Annotated in this window: 19 protein-coding genes and 1 pseudogene; 13 read left to right on the forward strand and 7 right to left on the reverse strand. The window is 52.6% G+C overall.

Going from position 1 to position 21525, the window contains the following annotated elements:
* Positions 1-78: 78 nt before the first annotated feature.
* The 3 genes from prfA to DESAC_RS01860 all read left to right on the forward strand — a co-directional run bounded on the left by prfA (position 79) and on the right by DESAC_RS01860 (position 2515).
* Complete coding sequence (prfA, locus tag DESAC_RS01850; protein WP_013705381.1) at positions 79-1152, forward strand: peptide chain release factor 1; 1074 nt, start codon at positions 79-81, stop codon at positions 1150-1152.
* A complete protein-coding gene (prmC, locus tag DESAC_RS01855; protein WP_013705382.1) occupies positions 1149-2039 on the forward strand; it encodes a peptide chain release factor N(5)-glutamine methyltransferase in 891 nt (296 codons plus the stop codon). Before prfA ends, prmC begins: the two co-directional genes overlap by 4 nt.
* 296 nt (positions 2040-2335) lie before the next feature.
* Positions 2336-2515, forward strand: a complete 180-nt coding sequence (locus tag DESAC_RS01860; protein WP_041283735.1) for a hypothetical protein — start codon at positions 2336-2338, stop codon at positions 2513-2515.
* A gap of 33 nt (positions 2516-2548) precedes the next feature.
* On the opposite strand, the gene DESAC_RS01865 is transcribed toward DESAC_RS01860, so the two are convergent.
* The 4 genes from DESAC_RS01865 to DESAC_RS01890 form a co-directional block, all read right to left on the reverse strand.
* Entirely contained in the window at positions 2549-3565 is a 1017-nt protein-coding gene (locus DESAC_RS01865) for a DHH family phosphoesterase (protein WP_013705383.1), read from the reverse strand.
* Positions 3566-4233: 668 nt separating this feature from the next.
* Positions 4234-5421 (reverse strand): pyridoxal phosphate-dependent aminotransferase, encoded by a 1188-nt coding sequence (locus DESAC_RS01880; protein ID WP_013705384.1) that lies wholly within the window; start codon positions 5419-5421, stop codon positions 4234-4236.
* A gap of 98 nt (positions 5422-5519) precedes the next feature.
* Positions 5520-6239 carry a metallophosphoesterase family protein gene (locus tag DESAC_RS01885; protein WP_013705385.1) on the reverse strand — a complete coding sequence of 240 codons (720 nt, stop codon included), beginning with the start codon at positions 6237-6239 and terminating at the stop codon, positions 5520-5522.
* A 107-nt stretch (positions 6240-6346) separates the two neighbouring features.
* Positions 6347-6763, reverse strand: coding sequence for a cupin domain-containing protein (locus DESAC_RS01890; protein WP_041283740.1), 417 nt, complete (start codon positions 6761-6763; stop codon positions 6347-6349).
* 242 nt (positions 6764-7005) lie between these two features.
* Here DESAC_RS01890 and DESAC_RS01895 point away from each other — a divergent pair, with 242 nt between their 5' ends.
* Complete coding sequence (locus DESAC_RS01895) at positions 7006-7311, forward strand: hypothetical protein (RefSeq protein ID WP_013705386.1); 306 nt, start codon at positions 7006-7008, stop codon at positions 7309-7311.
* A 55-nt stretch (positions 7312-7366) separates the two neighbouring features.
* On the opposite strand, the gene DESAC_RS01900 is transcribed toward DESAC_RS01895, so the two are convergent.
* Positions 7367-8254, reverse strand: a complete 888-nt coding sequence (locus tag DESAC_RS01900) for a class I SAM-dependent methyltransferase (RefSeq protein ID WP_013705387.1) — start codon at positions 8252-8254, stop codon at positions 7367-7369.
* A 649-nt stretch (positions 8255-8903) separates the two neighbouring features.
* On the opposite strand from DESAC_RS01900, the gene DESAC_RS01905 reads away from it, so the two are divergent.
* The 3 genes from DESAC_RS01905 to larE are packed head-to-tail and all read left to right on the forward strand — an operon-like array spanning position 8904 to position 12314.
* A complete protein-coding gene (locus tag DESAC_RS01905) occupies positions 8904-10217 on the forward strand; it encodes a B12-binding domain-containing radical SAM protein (protein WP_013705388.1) in 1314 nt (437 codons plus the stop codon).
* Positions 10218-10275: 58 nt separating this feature from the next.
* Positions 10276-11496: a homocysteine biosynthesis protein gene (locus DESAC_RS01910; RefSeq protein ID WP_013705389.1), complete on the forward strand. Its 1221-nt coding sequence runs from the start codon at positions 10276-10278 to the stop codon at positions 11494-11496.
* Positions 11497-11537: 41 nt separating this feature from the next.
* Complete coding sequence (gene larE, locus DESAC_RS01915) at positions 11538-12314, forward strand: ATP-dependent sacrificial sulfur transferase LarE (RefSeq protein WP_013705390.1); 777 nt, start codon at positions 11538-11540, stop codon at positions 12312-12314.
* A 172-nt stretch (positions 12315-12486) separates the two neighbouring features.
* Here larE and DESAC_RS01920 read toward each other — a convergent pair whose 3' ends face one another.
* Positions 12487-14001 carry an HD family phosphohydrolase gene (locus DESAC_RS01920; protein ID WP_013705391.1) on the reverse strand — a complete coding sequence of 505 codons (1515 nt, stop codon included), beginning with the start codon at positions 13999-14001 and terminating at the stop codon, positions 12487-12489.
* Positions 14002-14214: 213 nt separating this feature from the next.
* Here DESAC_RS01920 and DESAC_RS01925 point away from each other — a divergent pair, with 213 nt between their 5' ends.
* The gene (locus DESAC_RS01925; protein WP_041284100.1) at positions 14215-15195 is read left to right on the forward strand and encodes a DUF814 domain-containing protein; all 981 of its coding nucleotides are present in this window, start codon (positions 14215-14217) and stop codon (positions 15193-15195) included.
* A gap of 2 nt (positions 15196-15197) precedes the next feature.
* Here DESAC_RS01925 and DESAC_RS01930 read toward each other — a convergent pair whose 3' ends face one another.
* Positions 15198-15815, reverse strand: a complete 618-nt coding sequence (locus DESAC_RS01930) for an O-methyltransferase (protein WP_013705393.1) — start codon at positions 15813-15815, stop codon at positions 15198-15200.
* 169 nt (positions 15816-15984) lie between these two features.
* Here DESAC_RS01930 and DESAC_RS01935 point away from each other — a divergent pair.
* The 5 genes and pseudogenes from DESAC_RS01935 to DESAC_RS01955 all read left to right on the forward strand — a co-directional run bounded on the left by DESAC_RS01935 (position 15985) and on the right by DESAC_RS01955 (position 21459).
* Positions 15985-16943: pseudogene (locus DESAC_RS01935) on the forward strand (DNA-methyltransferase).
* A gap of 173 nt (positions 16944-17116) precedes the next feature.
* Positions 17117-18145, forward strand: coding sequence for an ABC transporter substrate-binding protein (locus DESAC_RS01940; RefSeq protein ID WP_013705394.1), 1029 nt, complete (start codon positions 17117-17119; stop codon positions 18143-18145).
* The gene (locus DESAC_RS14915) at positions 18129-20306 is read left to right on the forward strand and encodes an adenylate/guanylate cyclase domain-containing protein (RefSeq protein ID WP_013705395.1); all 2178 of its coding nucleotides are present in this window, start codon (positions 18129-18131) and stop codon (positions 20304-20306) included. Before DESAC_RS01940 ends, DESAC_RS14915 begins: the two co-directional genes overlap by 17 nt.
* Before the next feature lie 79 nt (positions 20307-20385).
* The gene (locus DESAC_RS01950; RefSeq protein ID WP_013705396.1) at positions 20386-20940 is read left to right on the forward strand and encodes a peroxiredoxin family protein; all 555 of its coding nucleotides are present in this window, start codon (positions 20386-20388) and stop codon (positions 20938-20940) included.
* Positions 20941-21012: 72 nt separating this feature from the next.
* On the forward strand, positions 21013-21459 hold the full coding sequence (locus tag DESAC_RS01955) for a universal stress protein (protein ID WP_013705397.1): 447 nt from the start codon (positions 21013-21015) through the stop codon (positions 21457-21459).
* The last annotated feature ends 66 nt before the right edge of the window (positions 21460-21525 follow it).

The raw sequence follows: 21525 nt of genomic DNA on the forward strand, positions 1-21525 counted from the left end.
CCCTTATCAGTGTGGCCCTAGACGCCTACACTTCTGAATGAACCTTTTAGCGGCCAGCTTGCTGGCAACACTATTCTTATGTTAATTGAACGGCTGCATGCCATTGAAAACAGATACCTGGAGTTGGAAGCGCGGTTGAGCGAACCGGAGACCATCAAGAACCAGGAGCTCTACCAGCAATATGCCCGGGAACATGCCGAACTGAGCCCGTTAATCCAGATTTTTCGGCAGCACCAGCAGGTGGAGAGAGAGTGCGACAATAATCAGGCGCTTCTCAAAACTGAAACAGATGAAGAGATAAAAGAGTTGGCCCGGGAAGAAATTCAGCAGTTAAAAGAGCGGCTCGAACATCTCGAAAATGAATTGCGTTTCCTCCTGCTGCCCAAAGATCCGAACGACGCCAAAAACATCCTCTTGGAAATCAGGGCTGGAACCGGCGGCGAGGAGGCAGCGCTGTTTGCCGCCGAGCTTTTCCGCATGTATACCCGCTTTGCCGAACAACACGGCTGGAAGGTTGAAATCCTGAGCCACAATCCCACCGGCATCGGGGGGCTGAAGGAGATCATTGCCCTGATCTCCGGTCAGCAGGTGTATAGTCTGCTCAAATACGAGAGCGGGGTGCATCGGGTGCAGCGGGTGCCGACTACGGAATCGCAGGGACGGATCCATACCTCGGCCGTGACCGTGGCCATCCTCCCGGAGGCCGAGGACGTGGATGTCCAGATCAGCCCGGAAGAGCTGCGAATCGACGTCTTCCGCTCCTCCGGCCCCGGCGGCCAGAGCGTGAACACCACTGATTCGGCGGTGCGCATCACCCATCTGCCTACGGGGATGGTGGTTACCTGTCAGGATGAAAAGTCCCAGCACAAGAACAAGGCCAAGGCCCTCAAGGTGCTGCAGGCCCGCTTGCTGGATATCAAGCAACAGGAACAACACCAGAAAATGGCCCAGGATCGCAAGAGCCAGGTGGGCAGCGGCGACCGCAGTGAACGCATCCGGACCTATAACTTCCCTCAGGGACGGGTCACCGACCACCGGCTGGGTCTCACCCTCTACCGTTTGGAGGCCTTTCTCGAAGGAGGACTCGATGAGCTGCTGGACGCCCTGGTTTCCTATTACCGCACCGAAGCCCTAAAACAACAGGCGGCATGACCTCGGCCCCATCCACTGCCTGGACCATCCTCAAAGTTCTCCGCTGGAGCTGCAGCTATCTGGAGGCCAGGGGCGTCAGCGAACCCCGGCCCTCGGCCGAAGTCCTGCTGGCCCACTGCCTGGGCGGCAGCCGCCTTGACCTCTACCTCCACTACGATCAACCCCTGGGCGAGAACGAGCTGAGCTGCTATAAAAAGTTGCTGAAACGCCGGCTGGCGCATGAGCCGACCCAATATATTACCGGTCGGCAAGAGTTCTGGTCCCTGGACTTTCTGGTTACTCCGGCCGTGCTCATTCCCCGACCGGAGACCGAGTTGTTGGTGGAAGTGGCGGCGGCTTATTTGCAAGGGCAAAGAGCCGAAGAAACCTCTGTGCGGCTTATTGACGTCGGTACCGGCAGCGGCGTGCTGGCCGTGGTGCTGGCCAAAGAGCATCCGCAGGCGCAGGTGACGGCGTTGGACCAGTCGTGGGAAGCTCTCTGCCTGGCCCGGCAAAATGCCCGGCGGCATGGAGTGGAGGAGCGTATCCGGTTTATCATGGGCGACCTATTGGCAGCGCTCCGTCCCGAAGCTCAGTTTGACCTGATTGTTTCCAACGCTCCGTATGTTCCTACTGCGGAATGGTTGCGTCTACCTTCGGACATCAAAGATTATGAACCCCGTCTGGCCTTGGATGGCGGGGGGGATGGCCTGGACGTCATCCGTCGGCTGGTGCAGGCGGCGCCTGGCTATCTCAAAGCAGGGGGGCTGTTGGCGTTGGAAGTCGGCCAGGGTCAGTCGGCGGCGGTGGAACAGCTTTTGGCCCACGGCGGCGCTTTTACTCCGGCGGAAATCCGGCGTGATTTTCAGTATATCCCCCGAGTAGTGTCGGCTCGCCGCCTGAATTAATACCGCTTCTCATACCTGTTCGCACCCAAAAGGAAATTACCGGTCGGGGCTGAAAATATTACCATAAAATAGTTGTTATCATATGTGGCGACGAATCTTGTGTTCGCTCCTAGCTAAAGGTGGATACCAGATTCGCCCAAACCTGTCGTTTTTGTTCTTTTCATATTTATCCGAAAATGCTAAAGAATATACACTCCATATGGAAGCGGGCCACCAAATTTGACTCTGACCGCTTTGGGGGATATATTTAAATGAAAATAAGTTGTTAGGTTTTGGGCAGGAATATGAATAAGACAATGATAATAGAAAATTGCCCGGTCTTCCGGCCTCCGGCAAATTTACCCTGGCCCCTCCCAGAAGAAAACGATGAACTTGGCTTCGATGTGGGCGTCCAGGACGTTATTATCATGACCCAATCCTGCGATCTTGCCTCCGGCCAAAAATCCGATATGATTATCAGCTATCCAGTCTTTTAGTTTCTTATGATCTAAAAATTAACCAGGGTCTGGCTATTCTGTTTGCGGCGCCGGAGCGGCAGGCCTGGTTTTTTTCAACCGCCAGTTGCCCTCGATCCGGTCGATGAGGAATTGTCTCCACACCTCTAGCCGCTCCGGCTTCGGCAAGGAAGGGAGCTGGGCTAAAGGAATTTCGGCCCGGGCGCTGGAGGCGTGGCCACCAGCCGATCCTAGTTTACCAAAGGCCCTAGTTGCCAGTTTGCCGGCCTGTTTGCGGATGCCGTCGTTGCGAAAAATAACGATCAGGTTGTCCTGATAGACCCCGCCCACAAAACTCCAACCGATTTCCACCACGCGCAGCAAAAACTCGGCTAAGATAACCAGAATATCGGGATTGGGCGCCCGACCTACAAAACAATACATCCGATCGTTAAGCCTCTTACAGGCATTAAGACCCTGCTTAAAATACTCAAGCATCTCCAGAGAGAGCTCCGTGCTCTCGATGCGGCGGACCAGAGCGTGCCGGGTATAGCGGAACAGGAAGTGAAAGGCCCGCATATCGGCTTCGTTGGAAGATCGTTCGAAATTCCGGGTGTCGGTTTTGATGGCATAGTAAAGGGCAGTAGCTAATTTAAGGGAGGGTTTGATCTTGGCCAGTCGCAGATATTCGGTCAGAATGGTGGAATTGGACCCATACTCCGGCCGGATGTCCAGAAATGGAGCCTGGGTGTGGGCATTCAGAGGGTGGTGATCAATGATCAGATCATAACTAAATTCGCTAAAGCGCGGGTTGTGCGAGGGCTGTGAGTCCACTAAGGCGAACCGGTTAAAATCAGCCGCCCGGATCTGATCAAAAGGAGCAAGAGGAATTTCCAGGAGGCGGACCATGGTTAAATTCTGAGGGCGGGTTATGGGTCGAATGGGTGAGATGATGCGGGTGGTCAGATGCCCTCGCAGAAGCCGCTTGAGGGCCAGGGCGCTGGCAATGGAGTCGGGATCGGCGTCGATCAGAATAAGCAGGCTGTCTTCATGATCGAATAACTGATACAGCTTTCCTAAGCGATCTCGCATAGACCTCTCGCCTTCCCTTATATAACCTTAAACCAAAGCAGGGGTTATCGCAAGAGGTTCGGCGTTATTTAAACCTTCGGAGTTCGGACTGGACCTCCATCGGCACTTTATCCGGGGCCGCCCGATCGGCAACCAAGAGTCTCCAATCATTCGGCAACCCTTGGCGCAATGTCTTCCTGATGCGTTTCACTAGTGCATTTGACCTAAAAATAGCCGCAATCGGCAGGCACAGCGCGTATGGAAGCAGCTCCGCCAGGCGGATTGCAGCAGGTGCGTTCATCGAGAGGCAAGCCTTCCAGCTTATGTACGAGTTATATTCCCTACTGCCGACTTATCGAGCTTTATCGATAAGCCTAAGGCTCAGGGATAATTCTCGGTTCGGTGCCATAAAATATGATCCAGGCTTATACAAGGCCAGTACAACATGCCCAGGCCGGTCAAGGCAGTCCTTGTCCGCCCGCTTGGGGCGATATAATCCTCGACCAGAAATCGAGGGCACCATTCTTGCCGCCAGTCTGCCCCGCCATGGTTGGCGACAACCTGATATCCGCTCAAACTCAAGGGAATATAGGAAAGAAGATACCCGGCGAGCACAACCAGACTGAATCTTCTCAACCTGCCCTCCAGACCCCGCCGGCTCACTTCTTAACCTTTTTTCGAAACCCGGTTTAAACCTGGGCAACTCTCGCCCTGGCTCTGGCAAAACCAGCGGCGGCGGCCGAGATAACGCTTTCCGGGGTACAGAAGGCCAGCCGGAAATAGCCTCCCCGGCCGAAGCCCCGTCCGGGGACAGCCAGGATGTTTTCTTTCTTTAATTCCGCGACAAAAGCGATGTCATCAGTTAGCGGCGATCTGGGAAAGAGATAAAAGGCTCCCTGAGGTTTAACCAGATCATAGCCGGCATCCGCCAAAATCTGGCAGAAAAGCTCCCGCCGCCGCACATAAGGCGTCAGGTCGACCGTGACCACTGCCATTTTTGCCACCAATCGCTGCATCAGGGCCGGGGCATTGACGTAGCCTAAAATCCGGTTGGCTAGTATCAGCCCGGCCAGAAGTTCCTGGCGGCCCTGGGCCTGAGGGCTCACTGCCAGATAGCCGATGCGCTCTCCGGGAAGAGAAAGGTCCTTGGAAAATGAGGTAGCCACCAGACTATTCGGATAAGCCTGAAAAATACTGGGTACCGAGATGCCGTCATAAGTCAATCGGCGGTACGGTTCATCATTAATAAGGTAAATGGGACGACCATGTTTTTTGCTGTGCGCGGTCAACAGTTCCCCGAGGGCATTCAATCGGGCGGCTTCGTAAATCTGACCGGTGGGATTATTGGGGGAATTAATGATCACCGCCCGGGTCTGGGTATTAATAGCCTCCTCCAACCGGTTCAGGTCCAGTTGGAAGAGCGCATCTGTCTCCACCACCCGGGGGGTGCCGCCGTGATTATCGATATAAAAGATATATTCCGGAAAGAAAGGGGCAAGAATGATTACTTCCTCTCCGGGGTTCAATAGGGCTTTGAGAATAACGTTGAGAGCGCCAGCCGCCCCGCAGGTCATGATAATGTCATCGGGAGAGAAAGACAACGGATGCTCCCGGCTCAGGTGCGCGGCCAGGACTTGGCGGGTTTCCAGGAAACCGGCGTTGGACATATAGGCGTGTCGGCCAGGGCGGGAATCCTGCACTACCTCCAGTAAAGCCGCTTTGAGTGCGTCCGGGGGCTCCAAATCAGGATTTCCCAAGGTGAAGTCATAAATCTTATCCGCCCCCAGGCGTGCCTTTAACTCCGCCCCTTCCTCAAACATGCGGCGGATCCAGGAAGACGACTGCATCGCCGCGGTCATTTTATCAGCAATAGCCATATTCTCATCCTAACAGGAACGATCTCTCCGGCAGGCCGGTATTATCCCTTCCGGCCGACATGAAACAGTTCTACATATTTTGTAAAAATTTTTTTACCTTACCTTCGGCCCGCCCGCAGGTCGGCCGCGGCTTTGGGGGGCAGCCCTCGTTCGCCAATAGCCCGGACCGTCCGTTCGATATCATATTCCACCCGCCTGATTTCGATGGTCAACTCCTGGTCGACCGCCACCAGCGCATAGGAGGCCAGGGGGTTGCCATCTTTGGGAAAGCCGACACTGCCGGGATTTAGCAGCCATTGTCGATCGAACTGCCTGATAAGCGGAATGTGAGTGTGGCCGGTGCATAAGACCTCTTCCGACACCTCCGCCAACAATTCCAAAAACATCTCATCCGGCCAGCTTGGGCGGACATAATCTTTAATATGTCGGGGACTGCCATGGGTCAATCGAAATCGCCAACCTTCCTTGGCCACGGTCATCTGCTGGGGAAGGCTGGCCAGGAATTTGCGGGTCTGGTCGTTGACCTTCTGCAACGTCCAATGGTAAATCTCCAGACCCATCGGGGTGATTCGGGCGTTGAGGAACTCACCGACGGGATCTGCCACCTGGCCTAATACGGCCTGATCATAATTACCCCGCAGACCTGGAATGCCTCGGGAGGCAATCAGCGCGACGGTCTCATTGGGGAAAGGATTGTAGCCTACCAGATCCCCGAGATGGTAGATTTCGTTGACTCCCTGCCTCTCGATGTCGGCCAACACCGCCTCCAGGGCGGGCAGATTACCATGAATATCCGAGATGATAGCAAAACGGCTCATAAAAGGGTCATTCTCATAATCACGGCTATAAATTGGCTATCCTTAATAAATTTTCTTCTCCGTAGCAATACAGCATTACCGCTGCGAAAACCGCCAGGACTAACGTCTCACACCAAAAGGGCTGGTACGGTGTCAGGTTCGTCCTGATCCGGACCTCGCGTCACCCGCCAGGAAAGCAGGTATAGAGAATCGGGACCTTCATTGCGCAGAGTGTGGGGTATACCCGGAGGAATAACCACCAGCGTATGGTTGCCGTCCAGAAGTCGTTTTTGCAGATAATCATCCCGATCACGCCAGAAAAACAGCCCCTGGCCATGAAACACGTAAAGCCATTCCGTCTTATACGGGTGTTGATGTTGACCACGCATCTGAGATGGCAGAATTGAAATTATATGACAACTGGTCAGCATCTCTAACGAGGGACTTACGGCCAGCGGGTGCTGGAATGGAAAGTAAACAAAGCCGCGCTCATCCTGTCGCAAGGCGTCCCCTAAAGCCAAGAATTGAACATCGTCCCGGTGCACGACCTGATCTCCCGAATACTTTCACGGCATTGGAAAACTTGCTTTAGAGATTGATTATTGATAAGTTACCTGATTAAATCTGCCGTACGAATCCCTTGCACGATGATGGTTTTAGTCATTCTTAGGCCGTGAAGGATTTTCATAGAAAAAAGGGAAGATGCTCCACTTGGCTCGATATAACCCACAGAAGTAAAACCGATCTTTGCAAGAGTCTTGTACGATTATAGGTAATCGGGGCTGAAATGGCAACTATCAATGATCTAGTGCTGGTGCATATCGAAAATAAACCGGCATTTTTTGCACGGATAAACGATATTAATGCTGATGTGAAACGCGGGTGGTATCAGGTAGAGCTGCTGGTTCTTGGCTTGCCTCTGCAGAGTATCGTCTGGATCTTAGAGGAAGGCCACCTGCAGGGGGAAGAGTTTACTATGGGAGGGGCCCCGGTGCGTTTGGAACTTATCTCTCCCAAAATAAAACTTTCGCCTCCTCCGGCTCCGGAGTCGGACAGCAAGGGGAAGATCATTCCCCTAAAAAGAAAGCCTTAGAACTTATCTGTGCAAGCCGGAATTCGGAACTTGTTTTGCTATCAGACTATCCTCGCTAAGAGAGATAATCCTGAAAACGATACATCCACTTGCGTTGCCAGAGAGGAATTTTGCGCCATAAGAACAAGAGATAGAGATAATATACCCACCGGTGGCGACGAATGGCCTGGAGCACCTCCCGGGCATGAAGGCCGTCGGTTACAGCCGGTTGCGCTGGTGCAGTCCGGGCGACCAGTTGAAAGCTATCCCGTCGGAAAACCCGCATCTTTTCAACGTGCCAGCCGGCTTGCGCCAACAGCGCGGTGAGGGTTTGGGGGGAAAAATAATAATTATGCGGCAGAGAAAACACCCGCCGCGGCCCCACCTTAGGCGCCAAAATATTGGGCGTCTCCAGGAAGAGCCAGGCCTCGGGCTTGGCCAGGGAGCGGACTTTCTGCAAAAAGGCCAAAGGTGCGGGAAAATGTTCTATAACGTGCGAACTGGCAATAAAATCAAAACCTGAGGTGATGGCTATTTCTTCGAAGCGGTCGTTGATGACCTCGATGCCGTAGTGCTCTCTGGCGTAGGCTGCCTGTTGCGAGTCCGGTTCAATACCGACAACTTCGCACCCCTGCCGGTGCAGCCAATCACTGAAGACGCCCAACCCACAGCCGATCTCCAGGGTCTGCCAGGACGGCCGGATTATCGGGGCTAAAAAATCTGTCTGCCGATCCACCCGCTGCTGCACCCGGCGGCGGTGGCGCTGATTTATGGCCTCATTAGTATGAAGTTGGCGATGCGTCAGGCCTAATCGTTCCCGATCACTGTCCTGCACCACGGGATTATGGTAGACGAGACCGCAGGATCGGCACAAAACCGTGGTAACCTGCAAGTCGCCATACGTTTTCCGCCATACGGGGAGGGTATCGTTCTGTCGACATAAAGGGCACAGGATAGGTTGCATATGGTATAATGTTGCTAAAATTATGAGTTTTCGGTTTCTCGCGGCGAGATAACAATAAAAGTATATTCCCAAGTTATCTTACAAATTGTCATTCTCTCAAAAGCATCCGCAAGCTATGGAAATCATATGCCGGTGGCCCAGGCCTTCTCTCCGGGGCAGAAGTTTTTTTCCATGTAGCTCACGGCAAATCCTATTGAAAGGCAGGAACCTTTGAATCTGTGCTCCTCAAGGGGTCCTTTTGACGCAGACCTGAAGGTCTGGGCAACCGATTTTCTGGAACAACAGCCACTGCATGACAAAACCCCTCGGCGCCGGCTATCTTCAAGAGTTTGTTGCGTCTCAAAGAGAACATGGTATAACTCAAGAGATTAGACTGTCTGGGTCTTACTTGAGAGACTCTATCGGCCGGTAAAGAAAAATATATTGATTTTTTCTCCCCTGGCAATTAAAAAATTAAACAATCGGATAATTTGAGGCTGGTTAGAAATTCAACTGGTTCGGAGGTCAGATCTGGCGGGTCGGAGCCAAGCCCAGTCTCGGCACCCTCGCCCGGTCTTGCCATGCCTCGCCTTGGAGTATGAGAACTCCCAGACATTTTACCAACAGCAATCTTACATTGATCACCTGTGGTTTATGAGGAACGAGAGTAATGAGGATTTTATTGGTTCAGCCCACGACGTACTATTGGGGGAAAAAAGCTCTGCACAGTAAGACGCGTTGGCTGTTGGGTCTCACCCTGCCTTACATCGCCGGCCTGACACCTCGGCATGTGACCGTCGAAATAGCGGATGATCGCTTAGGGCCTATACCATTTCACCGACACTATGATCTGGTAGGCATTACCGCCACCTGCGCCACCGCCGACCGAGGATATGAGATTGCCCAGGAGTTTCGCCAGCGGGGTATTCCCGTAGTTATGGGCGGTTTCCACATAACCCTGCACCCGGAGGAGGCTCTGGAACATTGCGACGCGGTAGTGGTGGGAGAAGCAGAGTCTGTCTGGGAGCAGGTATTGGAAGACGCCCGTCTGAAGCGTTTAAAACCCCGCTATCAGGCCCAGGGCTTTCACGATATGGCGGGTCTGCCCCGACCCCGGGTAGAATTAATGAACTTACGCCGTTATCGGGTCAAGATCATCCCGACCCAGACCAGTCGTGGTTGTCCTTATCATTGCAGTTTTTGCGAAGTTCCCATTGTGTATGGCCATACCTATCGCCGGCGGCCGATCGGTGAGGTTCTGGATGAGATCAAAACCTTGGTAAAAGTTACCAGCCTGCGGAGAATCTATTTTGTCGATGATAATCTTACCGGTCATCGAGATTACGCCAAAGAGTTGTTTAAGGGATTGCAGCCTCTCAATATTCACTGGAGCTGCCTGTGGACCATTAATACTTCAAGGGATGTGGAGCTACTGGATCTAGCCAAAAAAGCAGGCTGTTACCACATCAACATCGGCATCGAGAATGTCTGCCCCGAGAGTATTAACTCTATCGCCAAGGTACAAAACCCAGTGGAGGAGTATGAGTGGCTCTTAGCGCGATTGCGGGAGCGGGGGCTCTTTTATTCCCTGAATTTTATGTTCGGTTTGGACGGCGATACCATGGCGCTGTTCGACAAAACCCTGGAATTTGTCGAGCGCATCAAGGCCCCGATGGCCTTCTTCAATTCCATCACCCCCCGCAGAGGAACACCACTATGGGAGCAGCTCTCCCAAGAGGGTCGGGTACATAAACCGGAGGCGGAGAAGTATCTCGGCATGGTCTGCAATTTCCTGCCGAAACATATGACCCCGGAGCAATGTGAAGCCGGGGTGTGGCGGTGTTTTCAGCAGTTCTATTCCTATCCCTCGATCTTTCGGCGTCTGTTGGCGCCCCCAAACGGGTATATTTTTCAGGGATTGCCCAGCAATCTCTATTTTCATTTTGTGGTCAATAAGCGCATCGATCCGGTGGATTTCTATTGAACACCTCGAATTCCGGGATGAGGCCCCCCGTAATAACCCAGCCTGACAAGGAAAGGCCATGGCAACACATCAAGTAAATAAAACGTATCGGGAAATTAATGAAAAAATCAAAAAAGGTCAGGCAGTGGTGGTGACGGCGGAAGAAATCATCGATATCGTGCGCCAGAAAGGGGAGGTGGCCGCCGCGCGGACGGTTGATGTAGTCACCACCGGCACCTTCTCCCCCATGTGTTCTTCCGGTGTCCTGCTCAATATGGGCCACAGCCAGCCGCCGATAAGAATCTCGCAGTCCTGGATCAACCGGGTGCCCGCCTATTCCGGATTGGCCGCAGTTGATCTTTACCTGGGCGCCACCGAACCGACCATCGATGATCCCCTGAACAAAGTCTATCCGGGGGAATTTAAATATGGCGGCGGGCATGTCATCCAAGACCTGGTAGCGGGCAAGAAAGTTCACCTACAGGCCGAGTCATACGGAACTGATTGTTATCCCCGCAAAAAGTGGGAGCGCGTCTTCACCCTGTCCGAACTGGTGAACGCCGTTCTCCTGAATCCCCGTAATGGCTATCAGAATTATAACTGTGCCGTGAACGCTACCCAAAAAATTATCTATACCTATATGGGTCCGCTGCGCCCGAGGCTGGGTAATGCCAATTATTGCACCGCCGGCCAACTCAGTCCTTTGCTCAATGATCCATATTATCTCACCATCGGCATCGGCACGCGTATCTTTTTAGGAGGGGGGGTGGGCTATGTCGCCTGGCCGGGCACCCAACATAATCCACAGGTTCCTCGGGCCCAAAACGGGGTGCCGATGAAACCGGCCGGCACCTTAATGGTTATGGGAGACCTCAAGCAGATGCACCCCCGATATCTGATAGGAGTCAGTCTTCTGGGCTATGGCTGCTCTCTGGCAGTAGGATTGGGCGTTCCCATTCCCCTGTTAAACGAGGAGATCGCCCGCTACTGCGCGGTTACGGATGAGGACATCCTGGTGCCGGTGGTGGATTATGGCGAGGACTATCCTCATGCCACCGGCCGGATAATCACCCACGTTACCTATGCCCAATTAAAACAGGGAGTTATCGAAGTTGAGGGTCATCAGATCAATACTGCACCGCTTACCAGTATGGTGCGTTCGCGGGAAATCGCCGCAACCTTGAAAAATTGGATTTTGGCGGGGGATTTCCTCCTCACCGAACCGGTGGAACTCCTGCCCTCCGTTCCCCGAATGGATTTCAGATCGCCTTCGGCGCTGGAAGGTGGGGAGATCTCCTGAAACCAGATCATAGCCTGGCGCAGTCGCCGGATTTAGAACGCTTGCGAGCGCTGCTGCGCACCTGGCGCCGCGTGTTGGTTCTCTTTTCTGGCGGCATCGATTCTACCCTTCTCTTGAAGATAGTGGCCGATCTCTTTGGGGAAAACAGTGCCGCCCTTACCTTCGAGGGACCTCATCGGCCGACGGGAGAGACGTTAGAAGCCCGGAAAATAACCCGGCTACTGGGCGTAAGACACCTCACAGAAGACTTCGATCCCTTTGGCCTGCCGGATTTCCGGGAAAACACCCCCGAACGCTGCTATGCCTGTAAGTGTGAAATGTACCGACGCGGTTGGGAAATCGCCTCCAAATTCGAAGCGGAGGTATTGTTAGACGGGACCAACCTGGATGATCTGAACGACACCCGTCCCGGTCTAAAAGCGGCGCAGGAGATGGGGGTACGAAGTCCATTCCTTAAGATCGGTTGGCGGAAAGCCGATATCCGCGAACTGAGTCGGGTTTGGCAACTGCCGGGCTGGGACCGTCCACCCCAGAGTTGTCTCGCCACCCGCTTTCCGGCCTACACCCATCTTCAGAGCCAGGATCTCCAAAAGGTGGACCAGGTTGAGACATTCTTAGGGGATAAAGGGTTCGGTCCGGTTCGATGTCGGGTGCACGGCGACCTGGTACGACTGGAACTTCCACTCAAGCAGCGGTTCCGGTTGTTAGAGCCTGAAACCCTGACAGCCCTTAATCTGATGATCCGGGAGCAAGGCTGGCGCTATGCGACCCTCGATTTGCGGGGGTATCAGACCGGCAGCATGAATCTTAAAGAATAAACTCATCTGCCGGCAGCACAGGCTTGCCAGCCTGACCCGGTTGAAAGGCACAAACCTTCAGGGCTGTGTTCATTACGGGTTCTTCATAATGCAGACCCCTCGGTCTGCGCTGCCGATCTTTTTGATGGCTACCAGCCATTAAGCTCGGAACATATTTTCCCTGGGCATCAACTCAAGCCTGGTTTTCCTCAGCGATAACGCCTTCATAAACCCGGCCGGAAATAAAAAGGTCCACCAGATCATGGTCAAGTCTTCCCCTGTCTACCTCCTCTTTTAGAATCGCCAGGGATTTTTCAAGGTCATCGGCAGTGCGATAAGGCCGGTCCAGGGAGGTGAGGGCGTCGAAGATATCTGCAATGGCCAGGATGCGGGATTGATACGACAACTCAGAGGCAGTCAGTTGGAAGGGATATCCTGAACCGTTTAATCGTTCATGATGTGAGGCGGCCAATCGAGGCACCTGGGAAAGATGTTTGCGGAACGGAATCTTTTCCAAAATATGCAGGGTATGAAGGACGTGTTGCTGGATTTCGGCATATTCCCCCGGTGTCAGGTTGCCATGCTGAACTGACAGGGCCATCAGCTCTGGCGGGCTCAGCAACGGCTGCCGCAGGTTTTGGACTCCCGGCCCGGTCAGCCTGAGATGGCCAACATCGGGGTTCAAACTGATCGTTTTCTGGGCCAGGGCAATCAAACGCCCCGCTGCCTCGGCCGGCAGGTGATTCGAACGGTTTAGCTGCTCTAAGAAGGCAAAGTCCTGCTCGAGTTCGGCCGCTTCTAGAGCACTTGCGGCCTGCATTCGGGCCAGATAAAATCGCCAGCGGATGACCTCCATCTGATCGGTGGTCAACTTTTGTTTCTTCTCTAACAGGGCGTCTCGGACGCCGATCTTACCGATGTCATGCAGCCAGGCACTAAAACGCAGTTCCTCAAGCTCCAGCTCATTGAACGATACGGCGGCGAGAGGACCTTCCTGACAGTTGTTCACTGCGTGGGCAAGCGCCATAGAATAGGCTGCTACCCGGCGGGAATGCCCGGCGGTATGCGGACTGCGGGCATCAATCGCAGAGACCGAATAGATCATGAGGGCCTCAAAAAGCTCGCGTATCGCCGCCAGGAGGCGAACGTTATTGATTGCTACCGCCGCCTGGGAAGCCAGAGCCAATACCAGGCCCTCGTCTTCCGGGGAAAAGGATAGAATCTGCCCCGAGTCGCTCAGAACGTTGACGAGTTGAATAACCCCGACTACTTCTCCCTGTTGGTCCCTGAGGGGTGCAGCTAACATTGACTTGGTAGTATATCCGTTCCGCCGATCGAAGGAGGAATCGAATCGATATGGTGGGTTGTCTGGAATTTGATAGACATCCTTCAGGTTGAGGGTTTTGCCGGTAAGAGCGACGTAGCCCGCGATACTTTTCTGGTTGATCGGGATTTCATGATATTTAAGACACCTCAAATCGCTGCCGAAACGCCGCGCCAAGGCCTCGTTTTGGGCCACTTCAAATTTCAGTTTATCCCTGTCGGTAAGATAAAGGCTTCCACCTTCCGCCGCAGTAAGACGGCGCAGTTCGGTGATAATCTTCGTCAAGAGGCGATTCAGATCGGTTTCGCTGGTCAAGGCGATGCTAATCTCAATAAGCTTCTGTTTTTCTAACAGATATCTTTGGGGAGAACAGCTTCCCAGCATAGGAAGTTCCTCAGAGGCCCTTGCAAGAATTGACTTTTCTTCTGCCTGTCATATGTTACAAAGAAAATACGGTTTCGAGTTAATAAGAATAATCTCTACCGGCTGAAAGCCTGCGCTAGCGGCAGAAGTTATTCCGCAAATTAAATGGTGGGTGGTATCCGTTCGGAATTATTTATTCGGAACTCGAAACTATCGTCACCTTACAGCATGATTATGAGACAAACAAGGGGATTAGGGTTATTTTCCGGCGGCTTGGACAGTATGTTGGCCGCCTTGGTGCTCCGTCAACAGGATATCGAGGTTACCGGTTTGGTCTTTGTCACTCCTTTTTTCGACGCCGTTCAAGCCGAAAAATCTGCTGCGGCGATCAGCCTGCCTTTAAGAATTGAGGATCTCACTGACCGTTTTCTGCCGCTCATCTTCGATCCGCCCCACGGTTTCGGCAGATGGATGAATCCTTGCATCGACTGCCACCTGCTGATGCTGCGAGCAGCGGGACAGATCATGGAAACAGAAGGATATGATTTTCTCTTTACCGGCGAGGTGTTGGGCCAGAGACCGTTCAGCCAGAATAAAGGCTCCTTGAATCTGATCGCCAAACAATCCGGTTATCCTGATCTCCTGGTGCGGCCGCTCAGCGCCCGTTTATTGAAGGAGACCAGGCCGGAGCGGGAACAACTCCTCGATCGGCAGCAGCTCCTCAATATCAGCGGTCGCGGCCGTAAAAGGCAGATGGAACTGGCGACCCGGTTCGGACTTACCTCATACCCCGCCCCAGCCGGCGGCTGTCTGCTCGCCGATCCGAAGTATGCTGCCCGGTTGCAGGACTTGTTGCAGCATCAACCCCGGTTCGAACGCCGCGATTTAGAACTCTTGCAATGGGGACGCCATTTCCGGCTGTCTTCCGACATCAAGCTGATTGTAGGCCGCGATCAGCGCGACAATCTGGCCATCGAACCCCTGGTCCGGCCAGAGGACGCAGTCATCAAGGTACAGCATTACCCCGGCCCCCTGGTGCTGTTGCCGTACTCATCGCCAAACGCAGACCTGAGGGTTGCCGCCGAAATCTGCGTGAGCTATAGCAATGCTCCTTTCGGGGAGGAGATCGCCGTAGCGGTCACCGGGCGTCCGGGCCAACAAATATTGATCAGCCGCCGCTGTCGGCGGGATGCTTTTCAAGGCTTGCTCATCTGAGGTCAGGGGGAAACTTTCACCGCCAAGGCCAATCCGTCCTTTTCCGGCGAGTGCTCCGGCAGCCAGCAGAGCAGATTGACCGATCGCCAACGCCGGTCGGCTAGAAGTGCCTGGTTAAAATCCGCCGCCCCTTGAAAACCGGTGTTATCGACAACCAGTAAGCCTCCCGGCCGCAGCAGACGATGGCATTCCGTCAGGGCCGGAAGATAGCCTTCTTTATCGATATCCAGAAAAATCAGGTCAAAAGGACCGCTCATAGCAGCCATGAGCGATTGCGCCGGACCGACCCGGAGCTCAACCCGTTCGGCCAATCCGGCTCGGGCGATGTTATGGCGGGCCTGCTCCGCCATGGCCGCCTCGGCCTCCAGGGTTACCACCCTGCCGATCTCTTTTTCTACCGCCTGCGCCAGATGGATAGCAGAGTAGCCGGTGGCCGTGCCCAATTCCAGGATTTGCCGGGCGCCCACCACCCTGGCCAAAATAAAGAGCAGTTCGCCCACCACCGGCCCCACTATGGGGATGCGCTCCTGTCTGGCCTCCTCCTCCAGGCTCCTGAGAAACTCAGATCTCGGCGGCACCAGGCCCCTAAAGTAATTCTCCAAATCTTCCGTCATTGCCATAAGTTGGCCCTCCTGAGAAACCGTTCGACATCGAAGATAAGCATTTTGCTTTTCGAACCGGATTATCCTATAATATGGCTGTTAAGAGAAAATTTCTGCTAAAGTAACATGAGGGAAAAGTGTCAGTAGGCACCTGATTTCAAAATACTTCCATTGATATAGCAAGTCCATGCTTGATAGTCGAGAAATAGTCGATAAATTCGTTCTCTCGGAACATATAGTTATTCATCCCGGGGATTGTCTGGAGCTTTTAAGAAAGATTCCCGATAATTGCCTGCAACTCATTGTCACATCCCCCCCCCATATAATATCGGTAAAGAGTATGAGAAGCGGCTCAAATTGGAAGCGTATCTTAATCAACAGACTATTGTTATAAGAGAATGCGTACGCTGTCTCTTCCCCCATGGTAGTATATGCTGGCAGGTAGGAAATTATGTCGAAAAGGGTTCAATAATACCATTAGACGCAGTCTTGTATCCAATCTTTACAAGATTCGGTTTAAAAATGAGAAATCGGCTCATCTGGCACTTTGAATACGGCTTGCATTGCAGTCGCCGTTTTTCAGGGCGCTACGAAACGATTATCTGGTTCACCAAAACAGATCAATATGTCTTTAACCTGGATTCGGTTAGAATTCCCCAAAAATACCCAGGGAAAAAATATTTTAAAGGGCCAAAAACCGGAAAATACTCCTGTAATCCTTTAGGAAAAAATCCTGGAGATTTATGGCCCGTTCCCAATGTCAAATCTAATCACGTTGAAAAAACCAAACATCCCTGTCAATTTCCCGTTGAATTGATTGAGAGGTTGGTTTTGTCAATGACAAATGAGGGAGATTGGGTACTTGATCCATTCCTCGGAACAGGTACTTCCATAATTTCTGCCATTCGCCACCGGGGTCGGGGGGCCGGTGCTGAGATTGTACCTGAATACGTTGAAATAGCAAAACAGAGGATTAAGCAGGAGCTGGCTGGAACATTGAAAACTCGTCCAATGGGCCGACCTATTTATAATCCTGAGGATGCCTGCGAGAGTCTGAAAATAACACCGTGGAAAAATCAACTTGCAGACATCCAATTAAAATTATTGGATAATAAATCAAATTACTCCCCAAATGAAGATTATTGAGATTTATTCCCAATCGGCAAAACATGAAGTATAAAAATCCTTGCCCGGTTTGTGTTAGGGTGCGATCCTGCCGATATATCGGCAACAGATTATCAATCTCTTCATGAGCGATCCGAGCTGGCATTATCATCTTTTAGGAACCAGCTCATGAAAATGCGCCGCGCCGGAGTGATATGAAAAGCTCTCTTTCGCTTTATTTTAACATGCTCTGCCATCCGTTGCTGATAATCTGTCTGATGTTGGGTATTGGGTGTCTGCCGCTCTGGGAAGCGGCACTGGCGGCAAACCTGGAAAAGGTCGTCTTCATACCGCAGTGGCTGCCCCAGGCCCAGTTTGCGGGTTATTATATGGCCCATGAGAAAGGTTTTTACCGGCAACACGGATTGGCGGTGGAGATCCGGCGAGGCGGACCTCATAGCTGTGCCGCAGAGTGCGTCCAGAACTTCCAGGCCGATTTTGGAACCATGTTCCTTACTGCGGGCATTGAGAAAAGGGCCCAAGGGATAGGAATCATCAACATCGCCCAGATTGTGCAGAAATCGGGACTGTTATTGGTATCCCAGAAAAAACATGGGATTCTCCGGCCCCAGGATCTTATGGGCAAAAGAGTTGGTCTGTGGGCCGGCGATTTTCAGATTCAGCCGAGGCTTTTTTTCCATAAATACAATCTGTTCGTTAAAATCATCCCTATGGGCGAAGGGGTGAATCTGTTTCTGCGCCAGGGTCTCGACGCCACCTCAGCCATGCGGTATAACGAATACCATCTGCTGCTCAATTCCGGTTTAAACCCGGAGGAGCTGACGGTGTTTGATATGGCCGAACATGGCTTCGATTTCCCGGAAGATGGCATCTATTGTTTGGAGGAGACCTGGCGGCGGCATCCCTCCCGCTGCCGGGCTTTTGTAGCCGCCTCGCTGGCTGGCTGGCGCTACGCCTTTGCCCACCCCGAAGAGACTTTAGACATTGTTATGAGGTATGTCACCGAAGCGCACATCAAGACCAATCGGGTGCATCAAAAATGGATGCTGGCCCAACTGCAGGAATTGATTGAGCCGCCCGGCAAAGCCATCCCCATGGGTTTGCTGGTTCCCCAAACCTACCGGCAAGTAGCTCAAGAGTTGCAGAACTATTTACTGATTAAAACAATTCCGCCTTACGAGGAATTTTATCGGGACTGTCAAAGCGATGTGGAAAAACGCTAGCCTGGCGGCAAAACTGATCGTTGTTATTGTCTCCGCCACCGCCCTGATCTTTGTCGGGGTTCTGATGTATGACTACCAGACCTCCAAGAAAACCGTGCTTTCAGAAATGGGCGACAATGTCAAAAATCTTACCCTAAAAACCGTATACCAGATTGAAGCTACGCTCAACTCGATTGAGAAAGTACCCGAGTGTCTGGCTAATTATCTGGAATGCGAGTGCCAGCAGCCGGAAACTTTGGAACCATTCTTAAAAGCACTCCTGGCTCAAAACCCCGCAATCTATGGTATGGCCGCCGCTTTTGAACCGTATAGCTTTAAACCCCAAAGGTATTATTACTGCCCTTACATCCATCGCAGTGATAGTGGTCTGGTTATAACTCATCTGGGCAGCGAAAATTATCGGTATTGGTTATGGGACTGGTACACGCTGCCCAAGGAATTGGGGCGGGCCATGTGGAGTGAACCTTACTACGATGAGGGTGGCGGCAATATTATTATGACTACTTATTCGGCTCCCATGTATCGTACCGTCAATAACCACAAAAAATTTGGGGGAGTTATAACTGCGGATATCTCATTGTTTTGGCTGGAGGAAATTATTGCGCGGGTAAAAATTCTCCAATCCGGATATGCCTTTCTGCTCTCCCGCAATGGGGATTTCATCACCCATCCGCAAGAACGCCTGATCATGCGGGAGAGTATCTTCAGCGTCGCTGAAGCCCGAGGAGACGCCCAGCTTCGGGAATTGGGCCGAAAAATGGTTCAAGGGAGCGAAGGTTACGCCTGCATAACTGACTTTGCCAGTGGGAAAAGATCTGTCCTCTATTATGCACCGCTACCCTCCAACGGCTGGTCCTTGGGTATTATTCTGCCTGAAGATGAACTTTTCGCTGGTCTTAGACAGATGAGCCTGAAATTAGCTCTCATCGGCTTCGGCGGTTTGGTCTTGCTCATTCTTTTGATCATTATCATCTCTCGCACAATCACCAGGCCTCTGAGAACTCTGGCGACGACCACCGAGGCGATCGGCCAAGGTGATTTTGCCGTGACTGTGGCAGAGACCGGTCCGCGTGAAATCCTACACCTGGCCCAGGCTTTCAACCGTCTGGGACGGCAGTTGATCGAGTATATCGAAAAACGGGATTTTATCCGGGATACCTTTGGCCGCTATGTTACCCAAGAGGTGGTGAGTAAATTAATGGAATCCCGCAACGGCCTGGAACTCGGCGGAGAGGATCGGGAACTCACCATCCTTATGTCCGACCTCCGGGGGTTTACGGCGTTGACGGCAGAGATGTCACCCCGGCGGGTCGTGATCTTTCTGAATCGATACCTGGCCAAGATGATCGAGATTCTGATGGATCATCGGGGCGTCATCGACGAAATTATCGGCGACGGCATCCTGGCCTTTTTTGGCGCCCCGCAACCGATGGAGGATCATCCTTTCCAGGCCGTGGCCTGCGCTTTGCAAATGCAGGCGGCCATGGCTGAGATCAATGCCCTCAATGAAGCTGAAGGCTTTCCGCGTCTGGAGATGGGCATCGCCGTCAACACCGGCGATGTCGTGGTAGGCAACATCGGTTCAGAAAGACGGACCAAATACAGCATCGTCGGCGCCCAGGTAAATTTTACCGCCCGGATGGAATCCTACACTGTGGGAGGCCAGGTACTGATCAGCCCCTCCACCTTAGCGCGCCTGAAAGATCAGGTTGAGGTGCGCAAAAGTTTTCAGGTTGAGATGAAAGGTGTACCTAAGCCGGTAACTTTATATGATATCCGAGCCGTCCATGGACCGATTGAGGTTGTTTTGCCAGACCTCGCAGAGGACCTGAAACCTCTGCCCCAACCTCAGCCAGCCCGGCTCCACCGCATTAAAGACAAGATCATTACCGATACTATCGACCGGGTGTGGATCACCGACCTCTCCAACCAGGAGGCCGTAGCTACATTTAGCGGCGTTCTTAAGGAATGGGACGATGTCCGCCTCCATCTGCTGGACGAAACCGGGGGAGAGAGCGCCGGTAAAATATTTGCCAAGGTCATCGTCCTGAAACTCAGCCAGGGCCAAGGCGAAGCCAAAATCCGGTTTACCTCGGTTTCCCCCGAAGCACAGACCTTTTTAGAAAAATTGCTAAAAAAGGACTTCTCACCGCATAACTGATCCTAACTTAATTTTATTTTGCTATTTTCTCCCGAATATTTTAATATGGCAAAAAATTTAATGGGAAAGGATGGAGGAAATGGTTAAAAAATCTTCGTTTTGGGTAACAGTGATCATGGCGCTGGCGCTCATTCTGACAGCTATGCCGGCCCTGGGAACCGTGAAAGATGGGGATAAGCTAGGTGACCTGGATTTTCCGGCACCGATAAGCCCGGAGGATGCTAACTATCTGGGAGTAGCGGCCGACAAACCGTTTAAACTGAGCCAGGTCAAGGCGCCCTATGTCTTGATAGAGGCGTTTGCCACTTCCTGTGCGCATTGTTATCAACAGGCAGTAGAGATGAACAAGCTCTATAACCTAATCGGCCAGGATAGCAAACTAAATGGAAAAATTAAAATCGTCGGCGTCGGTGGGGGCGACAATCAATTCGGTCTCACAATGTGGAAAAAACAACTCAAGGTTCCTTTTCCCCTGTTACCCGATACCGATACCAAGACCACCAGTAAATTAAACATTCTGGGTACACCCACCACCATCCTGTTAGACAAAAACGGCAATGTCCTCAAGGCTCATACCGGGGCCTTTGAGAGCGCCGAGGCCTTCTTAAAAGAACTGTCCGCCAAAGTGAAATAACGGCAGCCTCTGGGCGGTCCCAGCGCCGCCCGGATAGCACATGAGCCCCACATCCAATAAGGTTGTTTTCCTATGGAATTCAATTCGATCCTGGTAGCCACTGATTTTTCCGAATGCTCCGGTGTTGCTTTCAGCGCCGCCCAAACTCTGGCCCAGCGTTTCGACGCCCGTTTGATCCTGCTGCACGTCATCAATCAGAATTTTCTAGATAAACTGAGCAGCCACCTCGGCAAGACTAAAGAAGAGGTCAGCAAAGACCTGCGTCACAAGGCCGAGAAGGAGATGGCAGCCTTTATGAAGCAGTGGAAATCCGGTGAAACCGAGGTAGACACTATCATCGCCACCGGCACCCCTTTCCAGGAGGTCGCCATACTGGCCCGCGATCTGGCCGTTGATCTGGTGGTGATGGGCGGCTTTGGCAGGCGGGGACGGAGTGAAATCGAAGAGGTCTTCTTCGGCTCCACCGCCGAAAAGGTCGTGCGATTGCTCCCCTGCCCCGTCTTGTGTATTCCGAAATAATTGTCGCTACTTATAAATCAAGCAAAAACCATGAAATTCACCTCGGGAAGGGGGCGCTGCTGGCTG

Source organism: Desulfobacca acetoxidans DSM 11109, assembly GCF_000195295.1.
GTDB classification, from domain to species: Bacteria; Desulfobacterota; Desulfobaccia; order Desulfobaccales; family Desulfobaccaceae; genus Desulfobacca; species Desulfobacca acetoxidans.

Bases quoted from the DNA above. Each gene is read 5' to 3' on its own strand.
- DESAC_RS01900 (WP_013705387.1), bottom strand. From the start codon at position 8,254: ATGCAACCTATCCTGTGCCCTTTATGTCGACAGAACGATACCCTCCCC.
- DESAC_RS01860 (WP_041283735.1), top strand. From the start codon at position 2,336: ATGATAATAGAAAATTGCCCGGTCTTCCGGCCTCCGGCAAATTTACCC.
- prmC (WP_013705382.1), top strand. From the start codon at position 1,149: ATGACCTCGGCCCCATCCACTGCCTGGACCATCCTCAAAGTTCTCCGC.
- DESAC_RS01880 (WP_013705384.1), bottom strand. From the start codon at position 5,421: ATGGCTATTGCTGATAAAATGACCGCGGCGATGCAGTCGTCTTCCTGG.
- prfA (WP_013705381.1), top strand. From the start codon at position 79: ATGTTAATTGAACGGCTGCATGCCATTGAAAACAGATACCTGGAGTTG.
- DESAC_RS01910 (WP_013705389.1), top strand. From the start codon at position 10,276: ATGGCAACACATCAAGTAAATAAAACGTATCGGGAAATTAATGAAAAA.
- DESAC_RS01865 (WP_013705383.1), bottom strand. From the start codon at position 3,565: ATGCGAGATCGCTTAGGAAAGCTGTATCAGTTATTCGATCATGAAGAC.
- DESAC_RS01950 (WP_013705396.1), top strand. From the start codon at position 20,386: ATGGTTAAAAAATCTTCGTTTTGGGTAACAGTGATCATGGCGCTGGCG.
- DESAC_RS01905 (WP_013705388.1), top strand. From the start codon at position 8,904: ATGAGGATTTTATTGGTTCAGCCCACGACGTACTATTGGGGGAAAAAA.
- DESAC_RS01895 (WP_013705386.1), top strand. From the start codon at position 7,006: ATGGCAACTATCAATGATCTAGTGCTGGTGCATATCGAAAATAAACCG.
- DESAC_RS01885 (WP_013705385.1), bottom strand. From the start codon at position 6,239: ATGAGCCGTTTTGCTATCATCTCGGATATTCATGGTAATCTGCCCGCC.
- DESAC_RS01955 (WP_013705397.1), top strand. From the start codon at position 21,013: ATGGAATTCAATTCGATCCTGGTAGCCACTGATTTTTCCGAATGCTCC.
- DESAC_RS14915 (WP_013705395.1), top strand. From the start codon at position 18,129: ATGTGGAAAAACGCTAGCCTGGCGGCAAAACTGATCGTTGTTATTGTC.
- DESAC_RS01930 (WP_013705393.1), bottom strand. From the start codon at position 15,815: ATGGCAATGACGGAAGATTTGGAGAATTACTTTAGGGGCCTGGTGCCG.
- DESAC_RS01940 (WP_013705394.1), top strand. From the start codon at position 17,117: ATGAAAAGCTCTCTTTCGCTTTATTTTAACATGCTCTGCCATCCGTTG.
- DESAC_RS01925 (WP_041284100.1), top strand. From the start codon at position 14,215: ATGAGACAAACAAGGGGATTAGGGTTATTTTCCGGCGGCTTGGACAGT.
- DESAC_RS01920 (WP_013705391.1), bottom strand. From the start codon at position 14,001: ATGCTGGGAAGCTGTTCTCCCCAAAGATATCTGTTAGAAAAACAGAAG.